The 12,230-nt window shown below is 66.5% G+C and carries 14 protein-coding genes; 1 reads left to right on the forward strand and 13 read right to left on the reverse strand.

The annotated features are described in order from the left end of the window. Positions 1-89 precede the first annotated feature (89 nt). The 5 genes from WV31_RS07900 to WV31_RS07920 all read right to left on the reverse strand — a co-directional run bounded on the left by WV31_RS07900 (position 90) and on the right by WV31_RS07920 (position 3,549). A complete protein-coding gene (locus WV31_RS07900) occupies positions 90-1,064 on the reverse strand; it encodes a beta-ketoacyl-ACP synthase III (RefSeq protein ID WP_068434624.1) in 975 nt (324 codons plus the stop codon). 16 nt (positions 1,065-1,080) lie between these two features. Continuing rightward, positions 1,081-2,136 (reverse strand): phosphate acyltransferase PlsX, encoded by a 1,056-nt coding sequence (gene plsX, locus WV31_RS07905; protein ID WP_085373044.1) that lies wholly within the window; start codon positions 2,134-2,136, stop codon positions 1,081-1,083. A 39-nt stretch (positions 2,137-2,175) separates the two neighbouring features. Beyond that, a complete protein-coding gene (gene rpmF, locus WV31_RS07910; protein WP_009869122.1) occupies positions 2,176-2,358 on the reverse strand; it encodes a 50S ribosomal protein L32 in 183 nt (60 codons plus the stop codon). 85 nt (positions 2,359-2,443) lie between these two features. Beyond that, entirely contained in the window at positions 2,444-2,989 is a 546-nt protein-coding gene (locus tag WV31_RS07915; RefSeq protein ID WP_085373045.1) for a YceD family protein, read from the reverse strand. Continuing rightward, positions 2,986-3,549: a ubiquinol-cytochrome C chaperone family protein gene (locus WV31_RS07920; RefSeq protein WP_085373046.1), complete on the reverse strand. Its 564-nt coding sequence runs from the start codon at positions 3,547-3,549 to the stop codon at positions 2,986-2,988. The genes WV31_RS07915 and WV31_RS07920 overlap by 4 nt, the downstream gene beginning before the upstream one ends. A 125-nt stretch (positions 3,550-3,674) precedes the next feature. Here WV31_RS07920 and WV31_RS07925 point away from each other — a divergent pair, with 125 nt between their 5' ends. Then, the gene (locus WV31_RS07925) at positions 3,675-4,133 is read left to right on the forward strand and encodes an outer membrane protein assembly factor BamE (protein ID WP_085373047.1); all 459 of its coding nucleotides are present in this window, start codon (positions 3,675-3,677) and stop codon (positions 4,131-4,133) included. 365 nt (positions 4,134-4,498) lie between these two features. On the opposite strand, the gene WV31_RS07930 is transcribed toward WV31_RS07925, so the two are convergent. The 8 genes from WV31_RS07930 to ribD form a co-directional block, all read right to left on the reverse strand. Continuing rightward, positions 4,499-6,580 (reverse strand): sodium-translocating pyrophosphatase, encoded by a 2,082-nt coding sequence (locus tag WV31_RS07930; RefSeq protein ID WP_085373048.1) that lies wholly within the window; start codon positions 6,578-6,580, stop codon positions 4,499-4,501. Between the two features lie 282 nt (positions 6,581-6,862). Next, positions 6,863-7,306 (reverse strand): flagellar basal body-associated protein FliL, encoded by a 444-nt coding sequence (locus WV31_RS07935; RefSeq protein WP_237051540.1) that lies wholly within the window; start codon positions 7,304-7,306, stop codon positions 6,863-6,865. A 21-nt stretch (positions 7,307-7,327) separates the two neighbouring features. Continuing rightward, positions 7,328-8,332: a thiamine-phosphate kinase gene (gene thiL / locus WV31_RS07940; RefSeq protein ID WP_085373050.1), complete on the reverse strand. Its 1,005-nt coding sequence runs from the start codon at positions 8,330-8,332 to the stop codon at positions 7,328-7,330. Positions 8,333-8,336: 4 nt separating this feature from the next. Further along, positions 8,337-8,810, reverse strand: a complete 474-nt coding sequence (gene nusB, locus WV31_RS07945; RefSeq protein WP_085373051.1) for a transcription antitermination factor NusB — start codon at positions 8,808-8,810, stop codon at positions 8,337-8,339. A gap of 121 nt (positions 8,811-8,931) precedes the next feature. Next, positions 8,932-9,378, reverse strand: coding sequence for a 6,7-dimethyl-8-ribityllumazine synthase (gene ribH / locus WV31_RS07950; RefSeq protein WP_085373052.1), 447 nt, complete (start codon positions 9,376-9,378; stop codon positions 8,932-8,934). A gap of 17 nt (positions 9,379-9,395) precedes the next feature. Beyond that, positions 9,396-10,544: a 3,4-dihydroxy-2-butanone-4-phosphate synthase gene (ribB, locus tag WV31_RS07955; RefSeq protein ID WP_085373053.1), complete on the reverse strand. Its 1,149-nt coding sequence runs from the start codon at positions 10,542-10,544 to the stop codon at positions 9,396-9,398. Continuing rightward, positions 10,516-11,109, reverse strand: a complete 594-nt coding sequence (locus WV31_RS07960) for a riboflavin synthase (protein WP_085373054.1) — start codon at positions 11,107-11,109, stop codon at positions 10,516-10,518. Before WV31_RS07960 ends, ribB begins: the two co-directional genes overlap by 29 nt. A 14-nt stretch (positions 11,110-11,123) precedes the next feature. After that, complete coding sequence (gene ribD / locus WV31_RS07965) at positions 11,124-12,200, reverse strand: bifunctional diaminohydroxyphosphoribosylaminopyrimidine deaminase/5-amino-6-(5-phosphoribosylamino)uracil reductase RibD (protein WP_085373055.1); 1,077 nt, start codon at positions 12,198-12,200, stop codon at positions 11,124-11,126. Positions 12,201-12,230 lie beyond the last annotated feature (30 nt).

The raw sequence follows: 12,230 nt of genomic DNA on the forward strand, positions 1-12,230 counted from the left end.
ATAGCTGGTGCGACCCTAGCCCCTTACGAGAAATCAGTCAATATCAGAGGGATGCGCGATGGCGTTGCAGCGGCCATGCAAGAGTATGGCTAGATACGCACCAGGGCCGAGCCCCAGGTGAATCCGCCGCCCATGGCTTCCAGCAGCACCAGCTGGCCGGGCTTGATCCGCCCGTCGCCCACCGCCTCGGTGAGAGCCAGGGGAATGGAGGCCGCCGAGGTGTTGGCGTGCTTTTCCACGGTCATCACCATCTTGTCCAGCGGGAAGCCCAGCTTCTTGGCGGTGCCTTCGATGATGCGGCGGTTGGCCTGGTGCGGCACCACCCAATCGATGTCCGAGGCCTTGAGGTCGTTGGCCGACAGCGCCTCCCCCACCACCGAGGCGAGGTTGATCACCGCATGGCGGAAGACTTCCTTGCCCTCCATGTGCACATGGCCCACGGTCTGGGTGCTGGACGGGCCGCCGTCCACGTAGAGCAGGTCGTAATGGCTGCCGTCGGAATGCAGATGGGTGGACAGGATGCCGCGGTCGGCGCTGCTGCCCTTGCCGCGGTTGGCGCGCAGCACCACGGCCCCGGCGCCGTCGCCGAACAGCACGCAGGTGGTGCGGTCGTTCCAGTCGAGAATACGCGAGAAGGTTTCCGCCCCGATCACCAGGGCGGTCTGCACCTGGCCCGACTTGATGAAGTTGTCGGCCACCGACAGGGCGTAGACGAAGCCCGAGCACACCGCCTGGATGTCGAAGGCGGCGCCGTGCTTCATGCCGATGCGTTGCTGCACCTTGGTGGCGGTGGCGGGAAAGGTGTTGTCCGGAGTGGCGGTGGCCAGGACGATCAAATCCACGGCAGAACCGGAAATGCCGGCGGCCTCGAGCGCCCGGATGGCGGCGTTGGTGGCCAGGTCCGAGGTGGTCTCGCCCTCGGCGGCGATGTGGCGCTGGCGTATCCCTGAGCGCTCGACGATCCATTCGTCGGAGGTGTCCACCTGGGCCGCCAGTTCGGCGTTGGTGACGCAACGGGCCGGCAGGTAGGAACCACAGCCGACGATCTGGGAACGCACGATCATGTCAATCAGTTCCTCGTCACCGGGAGCCGGCGGCCAGTTGCGACAGCGACGCCTCGGTGGGCTTCAGGCGGTCGAATTCCTTGCGGATGCGGTCATTGAAGCCATGGGTCACCAGTTCCACCGCCACGCCCACCGCATTGGCGAAGCCGAAGGCGTCGGTGCCGCCATGGCTCTTCACGGCGATGCCGTTCAGGCCCAGGAACATGGCGCCGTTGTAGCGGCGGGGGTCGGTGCGGACCTTGACCTTGTTGATGGCGTGGCCCGCCAGGAGATAGCCGATCTTGGCCAGCAGCGAACTCTTGAACGCTTCCTTGAGGAAGGTGGAATAGAGCTTCACCGTGCCCTCGGCGGTTTTCAGCGCGATGTTGCCGGTAAAACCGTCGGTCACCACCACGTCCACGGCGCCGCCGCAGATGTCGTTGCCCTCGACGAAGCCGCGGAAATCGATGGGAAGGTGATATTCGCGCAAGGTGGCGGCGGCGGCCTTGACGGCGTCGTTGCCCTTCATGTCCTCGGCGCCCACGTTTAAGAGGCCGATGGACGGCTTCTCCAGCCCCAGCACATGGCGGGCATAGACCTCGCCCATCACGGCGAACTCCACCAGGTTGTTGGAGTTGCAGTCCACGTTGGCGCCGAGATCCAGCATCAGGGTCTCGCCCCGGATGGTCGGGAACATGCCGGCGATGGCCGGGCGGTCGATGCCCGGCAGGGTGCGCAGCACGAACTTGGACACCGCCATCAGCGCGCCGGTATTGCCGGCCGAGACGATGCCCGCCGCCTCGCCCTTCTGCACGGCATCCACCGCCAGCCACATGCTGGACTTGCGCCCGGTGCGCAGCACCTGACTGGGCTTGGCCTCCATGGAGACCGCCTCGTCGGTGTGATGGATGGTGCAGACGCCCTTGATCTCGGGGAAACGCGCCAGCAGCGGCTCGAGCCGCGCCGAATCCCCGAACATCAGGTAGCGAACATGGGGGAGGCGCTCGTGAGCCATGCGCACCCCTTCCACGACCATGTCGGGGGCGGCATCGCCCCCCATGGCATCAATGGAAATGGTGACAGCAGCGCTCACCGACCCGCACTCCCCTGCCTAGCCAGTATAAGGAGCGGCTTAGGCTTCCGCCTGGGCGACAACCTCACGGCCGTCATAGTGGCCGCACGAACCACAGACGTGGTGGGGCAGCTTCACTTCACCGCAATTCGGGCACTCGGCGCCGGTCACGTTGACCAGGGCGTGGTGAGCGCGACGCATGTCGCGGCGGGACTTGGAGGTCTTCTTCTTCGGAACGGCCATAGTATCTACTCGCTTCAACCCGGAATGGGAAAGGGTGGTTTATTAGCCAAAAAGGCGACGGGTAGCAAGGGGATGCTGACCCCCCTCACCTTTTTTGTTTGAGCGAGGCCAGAACGGCGAAGGGATTCGCCTTGGGTTCCGGGGCCTCTGCCTTGTCCTCGGGAGCCTCGAACTCGGCGCCCGCCGCCCGCGGGAACGGGTCGATGCCGAGCGACAGATGCTCGACCATCACGGCTCCCAGGTCAATGGCGCCGTCGATGATGGGGTCGGGCGGGTCGGCCTCGTGGAAGTCGATCTCGATCTCGTCGTCCTCCTCCTCGTCCTCGTCGCCGGGCGGGCCGAAGGTCAGGGAAATCTCCTCGTCCACCACGGTCTCCACCGGGGCCAGGGTCACGCCGCAGGACTGCGTCACCTTGGCCGTCAACCGGCCGTTGACGCGCACCAGCCCGGTCTTGCCCAAGGGTGTGAGCTGAAATTCAGCCGACATTTCAGAGACTTCGCGCAGATCGAGCCAGCGGGCGACCGCATCCCTCTCGGCGATTCCGGGCTCTACGCGCAGGCGGCTGCCCCGGGCGGGAATCTTGTCCACCAATACGGCGTGGCTGAACGGCATGCTTTCATCGCTGGTCATGACGCACCCTCCGGGGCCTTGAACGCCACCTGGCCGGCCAACAGGGCGGCGGCCGCCTGCCCGGCCAGGAACTCGGCCTGGGCGACCAGATAGCCGGCCACGCCGTCCACCGCCTGGGCGTCCACCTCGCCCTCCACGGTGCCATAGAGATTGCGCCGCAGGGCCTCGGCCAGTCCGGCGCCGCCGGCGGCCAGGGCGTCGTCATAGGCGGCGGCGCGGCCGTAGAAGGCCCGGGCCATCTGCTTGACCCTTTTACCCACCGACATGTCGCTGACCCCCAGCTCACGCAGATTCTGGTCCATGTCGGCGAACATCAGGTCGAACAGCGCCTGCGCCACCTCGCGGGCTTCCTCTCCCCCCTCCCCGGCAGCCACCTGCCGCAAGCGGCGCATGATGAGAAAAGCATGCAGCACGATCAGATCGAACCGCCCGTCCAGGGTATCGGGAACCCCGAAGCGCAGGTAGAAATCGGCCAGGCGCGCCTGGTTGATCACCGCCACATAGAGGTCGTGGGCGATCTGTTCGCGGCGCCGGCGCTCTTTGAATTTGCGAAAAGGCATTTCTGGGTTCCGAAGCCGCGCCCCGGATGGGGAGACGGCGTTGACAAGGCGGCGATGGGGGGTGCAATGTGCCCCCACATTGGCCAATCGGGCCGCCTGTCGTCAATGCCTCGGCGTCGTAGAGAATGAAAAAGACCACGTCTCACCATCGTTCCCTCCTTGCCGCTTGCCTGATCGTGACGGCAACCGCCTGCTCCCCCATCGTCGAAGTGCGCGGCAATCTTCCGCCCGCCGAGCAGTTGGCCCAGATCAAGATCGGCGCCAGCACCCGCGAAGACGTCCAGGCCCTGCTGGGAACGCCGTCCAACATCACCCCGTTCGGCGAGGAAAGCTGGCACTACATCTCCGCCGTCACCGAGCGCGAGGCCTTCTTCGAACCGGAGGTCAAGGAGCGCAAGGTGATCACCGTGGTGTTCGACCGCGCAGGCACCGTGCGGGCCATCGACAACCGTGGCCTGGAGGATGGCAAGGACGTCGTCCCCGCCGGCCGGGAAACCCCCACCGCCGGCAAGGAACTGACCATCCTGCAGCAGCTGATGGGCAATGTGGGCCGCTTCTCCAAGTCGCCCGGCGACAAGAAGTAGCCCGGGCCGCCCCAATCCATTGGATCTATTGGGCTGCCGCCCACCCCCATCCGGGGCCGATGCCCCGGACCCCATTTCGATTCCCGAGTGGGATAGGCCCTTCGCGCCGTCATGCCCGGACTTGTTCCGGGCAATCGGCAGGAACCATTGTTTCATAAGGCATTCCAACGAACCCGCGTGGATGGCCGGGACCATGCCCGGCCATGACGGTACGGTTGGGGGGACGATCTGATCCGTTCCCTTGGTGCCCTTGGTGTCATGGTGGTGAAAAAGCCCATCCGCGGACCACGTCCAGACGACAAAAAACCCCGGCCGTTTCCGACCGGGGTTTTCCGTTTCAGCCCTGTTGCGGCTGGTTGCGGGTCTTAGTGACCGGCGACCATGGCCAGCAGCAGGATGGCGACGATGTTGATGATCTTGATCATCGGGTTGACGGCGGGGCCGGCGGTGTCCTTGTAGGGATCGCCGACGGTGTCGCCGGTCACCGCCGCCTTGTGGGCGTCGGAACCCTTGCCACCATGATGGCCGTCTTCGATGTACTTCTTGGCGTTATCCCAAGCGCCGCCGCCCGAGGTCATCGAGATGGCGACGAACAGGCCGGTCACGATGGTGCCCAGCAGCATGGCGCCCATGGCGGTGAAGGCGGCCTTCTGGTCGGCCACGGCCATGATCACGAAGTACAGGACGATCGGCGACAGCACCGGCAGCATCGAGGGGATGATCATCTCCTTGATGGCGGCCTTGGTCAGCATGTCCACGGCGCGACCGTAGTCGGGCTTGGCCTTGCCTTCCATGATGCCGGGGATTTCCTTGAACTGGCGGCGGACTTCCACCACCACCGAGCCGGCGGCGCGACCCACCGCCTGCATGCCCATGGCACCGAACAGGTAGGGCAGCAGACCGCCGAGGAACAGGCCGATCACCACATAGGGATCCTCGAGGCTGAACGTGATGTTCAGCTTGGGGAAGTAGTGCTTCAGATCCTCGGTGTAGGCGGCAAACAGCACCAGCGAGGCCAGACCGGCGGAACCGATGGCATAGCCCTTGGTGACGGCCTTGGTGGTGTTGCCGACGGCGTCGAGAGCGTCGGTGGTCTTGCGGACCTCCTTGGGCAGCTCGGCCATTTCGGCGATGCCGCCGGCGTTGTCGGTCACCGGGCCATAGGCGTCCAGCGCGACGATCATGCCGGCCAGGGCCAGCATGGTGGTGGCGGCGATGGAGATGCCGAACAGGCCGGCGATCTTGTAGGTCACGATGATGGCGACGGAGATCACGATCACCGGCAGGGCGCAGGCTTCCATGGAAACCGCCAGACCCTGGATGACGTTGGTGCCGTGACCGGTGGTCGAGGCCTGGGCCACCGACTTGACCGGACGGTAATCGGTACCGGTGTAGTACTCGGTGATCCACACCAGCAGGCCGGTGACGATCAGGCCGACCATGGCGCAGATGAACAGGCCCATGCCGGTGATGGTCAGGCTGCCAGCCTGGAAGGTGGCAGCGAAGCCGCCGAGCGTGGTGTTGATGATCACGGCGATCAGCACGGCGGACAGGATGCCGGTGACGATCAGGCCCTTGTACAGAGCCTTCATGATGTTCATGCCGGCGTCCAGCTTCACGAAGAAGGTGCCGACGATGGAGGCGAAGATGCACACGCCGCAGATGACCAGCGGCAGCAGCATCATCTGCTCCTGGGCGGCGCCCGTGAAGAAGATGGAGCCCAGCAGCATGGTGCCGACGACGGTCACGGCGTAGGTCTCGAACAGGTCGGCGGCCATGCCGGCACAGTCACCGACGTTGTCGCCCACGTTGTCGGCGATCACGGCCGGGTTGCGGGGGTCATCCTCGGGGATGCCCGCTTCGACCTTGCCCACCAGATCGGCGCCCACGTCGGCGCCCTTGGTGAAGATGCCGCCGCCCAGACGGGCGAAGATGGAGATCAGCGAGGCGCCGAACGACAGGGCCACCAGGGCCTCGAGCAGGCCGCGCGGATCGATGCCGACGCTCTTCAGGATCATGTAGTAGCCGGCGACGCCGATCAGGCCGAGACCGACCACCAGCAGACCGGTGATGGCACCCGACTTGAAGGCCACGTCCAGGGCCTGCTGCATGCCACCCGAACGGGCGGCCTCGGCGGTGCGGACGTTGGCGCGAACGGAGACGTTCATGCCCACGTAGCCGGCGACGCCCGAAAGCACCGCGCCGATGACGAAGCCGACGGCCTGATAGATGCCCAGGCGGGCGGCCAGGATGATGGCGACGACGACGCCGACCATGGCGATGGTGGTGTACTGACGGTTCAGGTAGGCGGCGGCGCCTTCCTGCACGGCAGCGGCAATTTCCTGCATCCGGGCGGTGCCGGCCGAGGTCGCCATCACCGACTTGATGGCGTAGACCCCGTACAGCAGCGCCAGAACGCCGCATGCGATCACGAAGAGAGTGGTCATTGTGGTTCGAGTCCCCTGATGAATCTTCTTAACGCCGCCAGACCGCTTGAAGCCCGGCCAAGGGTGGTCGGGCCAAGAGGGGGCGACGGAAGCGTGGAGAAACTGCCAGAAGAACCTCACGGATGCAATAAAATGCTCGCATCACGGTGATATTCTGGAATTATTGCGATGAAATTTCACCACACGGGGCAATTTCGGCACCGGCCATCCATCTTTGCCGGGAGTCACCCGCACCAATGGGCAGGGGCGAATCGCCCTTGGGACTAGCCGAAGGGGTGGAGACTATTTCAGGTTGGGATTCTCGATGGCCACGTCCTTGACGTAGACTCCGCCCAGGGTCTTTTCCGCCGCCATGGTCAGCCGGCGGCGGATGGCGGGAACGTCCAGCGGCTGCCCTTCCTTCACCGTCAGCCCCAGATAGCTGATCATCTCGGCGAGATAAGCGTTCTGCAGGCGTGGCAAATTCTTGGCGACGATTTCCTTGTTCTTGGGATCGACCTGGAGACGGACGATCATCTCGGCCTGCTTCTTGACTTCGCGGTCCTGGATCACCGGCACGATCAGCAGGCCGAAATCCACGAAGACCGGCGGCGGCGGCGGCGGCGGCGCGGCCGGTTCCTTGTTCATCATGGGCGCGGTGATGCCCAGTTTGGCCAGCGGATCGATGCCCCAGAAGTAGAGGCCGCCGATGACCGCGCCGATCAGCATCAGCAAGCCCACGACCATGAAGATCAACCGGACCAAAGACTATTCCCCCGCATGGAAGTGGCGCCAGCCACCCCGATCTATGACGATTTCCCCGCCATCCGCGCCCAATACCGTGACCTTGCCCGCCTGCCCCGCAACCATGGAGCCCACGGGAGTAAGAGCGACGCCCAATTCCGCCGACAGAGCGATGACGGCCCGCTCCGCCCCGGCCGGCGCGGTGAACAGCACCTCGTAATCATCGCCTCCCGCCAGCACCGAGGCAAGCAGGGACTGGTCGGCGGCCAGAACCCCGGCGGCGGCGGCGGACAGCGGCACCCTTTCCGCCTCGATACGCGCCGCCAGGCCCGAGGCCCGGCACAGATGGCCCAGGTCCTGAACCAGCCCGTCGGATACATCCATGGCACCATGGGCCAGCCCCACCAGCCTGGGGCCGAGACCGGTCCGCGGCTGGGGCAGGCGATAGCGGCCGGCGAGAAACGCCAGATGGGCCGGAGCCAGACCGGGCAATTCCCCGCGGATGGCCTTGAGCCCCAGGGCGCCGTCGCCGATGCTGCCGGAAACCCAGATGGTGTCGCCCTGCCTGCCGCCCGAGCGTTTCAGTCCCCGCCCCGCCTCCACCCGCCCCAGGGCGGTCAGCGTCAGGGTCAGCGGCCCCGGCGTCGACACCGTGTCGCCGCCGATGAGATGGACGGCGAAGGACCGGACGTCTTCGGCCAGCCCGGCGCCGAACAGTCTCAGCCAGTCCCGATCCACATTGGCGGGAAAGGCGGCGGACAGCATCAGCAGCCGGGGCTCGGCCCCCTTGGCGGCCAGATCGGAAAGATTGACCCGGACCAGTTTGCGCGCGATCAGGTCCGGCGGATCGTCGGGCAGGAAATGCACGCCGGCCACCATGGAATCCATGGTGGCGACGGTGTCGAAGCCGGGCTCGGCGGCGATGAAGGCGGCGTCGTCGGTAAGCCCCAGGGCTCCGGGATAACCGGCGGCCAGCGGAGCGAACAACTCGGCGATCAGGCCGAACTCGTCGGGCGCACCGCCGCTCACCTGATCAGCCCTTGCCCATCTCGCTGCCTCGGAGCGTCTGGGCGAGACGGTCGAGCACCGCGTTGACCAGCCCCGGTTCGGGACCGGAATAAAAAGCGTGGGCCACGTCGACCCATTCCGAGATGCAGACGCGGGCCGGAGTTTGCGGCCGGGCCGACAATTCCCAGGCCCCGGCGCGGATGATGGCGCGCAGCACCGCTTCCAGGCGGTCCACGGTCCAGTCGGACGACAACGCCCCGCCCACATGGCCGTCGATACCCTCCATCTGGGCGGAGACGCCGCGCACCACCTGATTGAGCAGCGAGGAATCGGGATCGGCCATGCGGCCCTTGGGCTCGGCGGCGCGACGGTCCTTGGCGTCCTGCAGGGCGCGCTCGGCATCGGTCCCGGTCATCTCCATCTGGTAGAGAACCTGGACGGCGGCCAGCCGGGCGGCGCTGCGCTTGGCGACGGACGGGTTATTCGGCGCGGTGTTCATTTCTTTAGTCCCTCAAGCGCCGGGCGCTCGCTTCCGCGAGCTTGGCTCCTCCGCTTCCCGCCTTCGCTCCGCTCCGGCGTCGCTCCGGGGCGCTCAACGCGCCCGCACTCCCTACGGTCGCTCAAAGGCCCAGCTCCTTCTTCACCGCCATCATGCGCAGGCAGGCCCGGGCCGCTTGGCCACCCAGGTTCTTGCGCGCCGGATCGGACCGCGCCAGGGCCTGGGCCTCGTTGTGGACGGTCAGCACGCCGTTGCCCAGGGCCAGGTCGTAGGCCATGGACAGGTCGGCGATACCCCGCATGCACTCGGTGCCCACGTGGTGATAATGGTCGGACTCGCCGCGGATGGCGCAGCCCAGGGTGACGAAGCCGTCGTAGCGGGCCTTGTCGTTGCCCTGCTCGGCGGCGGTCAGCACCAGTTTCAGGGCGGCGGGCAATTCGAAGATGCCCGGCACCACCAGCAGGTCGTGCTCCACTCCGGCCTTGTCGAACTCGGCGCGCGCTCCGGCCAGCAGGCCGTCGGCGATATGGTCGTAGAAGCGGGCCTCGATGATGAGAACCTTCGCCATGTGGGAGTCTCCTAAAGTCAGCCGACGGGAATCGGCCGCTGCTCCACCACCTTCATGCCATAGCCTTCCAGGCCGACGATGGAGCGCTTGGTGTTGGACAGCAGAATCATTTCATGCACGCCGAGATCCAGCAGGATCTGGGCGCCCACGCCGTAATCGCGCAGCGCCGGAGCGGGCGGACGCCGCTCCAGATGGGCGCGGACCATGTCGGACAGGCTGGTGGGGCGCGGCTCGCGGATCAGGACGATGACGCCCGAACCGTGGGCGGCGATCATTTCCATGGCGGAATGGAGCTCGCCGGCCTTGCCCGACCCCTGGTCGCCCAGCACGTCGTCCAGCACGTTGACGGCATGGACGCGGACCATCACCGGCCCTTCGGCGTTCAGGTCGCCCTTCACCAGGGCGATATGCTCGGCATAGGCCACGGTGTTGGTATAGACCATCATCTTCCAGTCGCCGCCCCATTTGGAATGGAACGGCGCCTCGACCTCGCGCGCCACGATCTTGTCGTTGCGGCGGCGATAGGCGATCAGATCGGCGATGGTGGCGATCTTGAGGCCGTGATGCTGGGCGAACTTCACCAGGTCCGGCATGCGGGCCATGGTGCCGTCGTCGTTCATGATCTCGCAGATCACGCCCGAGGGGTTGAGCCCGGCCAGGCGCGAGATGTCCACCGCCGCCTCGGTATGGCCGGCGCGCACCAGCACGCCGCCGTCGCGGGCCATCAGCGGAAAGACGTGACCCGGCGTGACGATGTCGTAGCGGTTCTTCTCGGTATCGATGGCCACCGCCACGGTGCGCGCCCGGTCGGCGGCCGAGATGCCGGTGGTGACGCCTTCACGCGCCTCGATGGAGACGGTGAACGCGGTCTCCATGCGGGTGCCGTTGTCGGCGCTCATGGGCTTCAGGCCCAGATGCTCGCAGCGGCCCCGGGTCAGCGACAGGCAGATCAGCCCGCGTCCGAAGCGGGCCATGAAATTGATGGCGTCGGCGTTGGCCATCTCGGCCGGGATGACCAGGTCGCCCTCGTTCTCGCGGTCCTCGTCGTCCACCAGGATGAACATGCGGCCCTGGCGGGCCTCTTCGATGATGTCCTCGATGGACGACAGATACTGGTGATATTCGGAAACCAAGGCGCTAGTCCTTTTGCAGAAGGCGCGCAACATAGCGCGCCAGCATGTCGATTTCCATATTCACCTCGTCGCCGGGGCGATAGGTGCCGAAGGTGGTCACCGCCTGGGTATGGGGAATGACGTTGATGCCGAACCGGCGCCCGTCAACCTCGTTGACGGTGAGCGACACGCCGTCCAGGGCCACCGAGCCCTTGGGGGCGACGAAACAGGCCAGATCGGCGGGGCTTTCAAAGACATAGCGCTTGGATTCGTTCTCGGGCGTGATGCTCACCACCTTGGCGACACCGTCCACATGACCGGACACGATGTGGCCGCCCAACTCGTCGCCCACCTTCAGCGCCCGCTCCAGATTGACCTTGGAGCCTTCGCGCCACGAGCCCAGGGTGGTCTTGGACAGGGTCTCGGCCGAAGCCTCCACCGCATGCCAGTCCGGCCCCACCTCGATGATGGTCAGGCACACGCCGTTATGGGCGATGCTGGCGCCGATGGCGATGGTGCTGGTGTCGTAGGCGCTGGCGATTTCGAAGCGGGCTTCCCGCCCCTCGCCGCGAACGATACGGCGCACCACGCCGAGATCGGTGACGATGCCGGTGAACATGAGCAACCTCGCTTCTAAAGACGAATATAGGTTTCCATCACGTCGTCGCCCACGGCGCGGATATCGACGCGTTCGAAATGGGGCGTCTGGGCCAGATGGTCGATGCCGAACGACACGGCGGCCGGCAGGCCATCGCCGCCCATCAGGCGGGGCGCGCGGAACCACACCAGGCGGTCCACCAGCCCGGCACGCAGCAGGGCGGCCGACAGGTGGGCGCCGCCTTCCACCAGCACACGGGTGACGCCGCTCTCGCCCAGCGCCTGCAGCGCCAGTTCCAAGTCGATGGCGCCGTCTGGTCCTGCCGAAACCTCGACCACGTCCACTCCGGCATCCTCAAAGGCCTCGCGGCGGTCGTCGTCGCAATCCTCCAGCGTCAGCAGCCAGGTGGGAACGTCGTTGGCGGTCGCCACCAGCCGGCTGGTGAGCGGCAGGCGCAAACGCCCGTCCACCACCACGCGCACCGGCGAACGCTCCACCAGTCCGGGCAGGCGGCAGGTCAGGTCGGGATCGTCATGCAGCGCGGTGCCGCTGCCCACCATGATGGCGTCGGTCTCGGCGCGCAGCAGATGGGAGCAGGCACGGGCCTGTTCACCGGTGATCCAGCGGCTTTCGCCCGTATGGGTTGCGATACGGCCGTCCAGGGTGGTGGCCAGTTTCAGGGTGACCAGCGGCCGCCCGGTAGTGATGCGCAGGAAGAAGCCGGCGTTGAGCTCGGCGGCCTCGGCGTGCAGCACGCCCTCGGTCACCGGAATGCCCGCCACCCGCAAACGGTCGATGCCCTTGCCGGCCACCCTTGAATCGGGGTCCTGCACCGCCACCACCACCCGCGACACCCCGGCGGCGACCAGGGCGTCGGCGCAGGGCGCGGTCTTGCCGTGATGGGCGCAGGGTTCCAGGGTGACGTAGACGGTGGCGCCCTGGGCGGCGTTTCCGGCCATGGCCAGGGCCTCGGTCTCGGCATGGGGGCGTCCGCCCGGCTGGGTCCAGCCGCGTCCGACCACCCTTCCATCCTTCACGATGACGCAGCCCACCGCCGGATTGGGCCATACGGTGCCCAGGCCACGGCGGGCCAGCGCCAGGGCGGCCCGCATGTGACCCAGGTCGATCTCGGCTTGAGTGCG

Origin of the sequence: Magnetospirillum sp. ME-1 (genome assembly GCF_002105535.1) — a bacterium.
Taxonomy (GTDB): Bacteria; Pseudomonadota; Alphaproteobacteria; order Rhodospirillales; family Magnetospirillaceae; genus Phaeospirillum.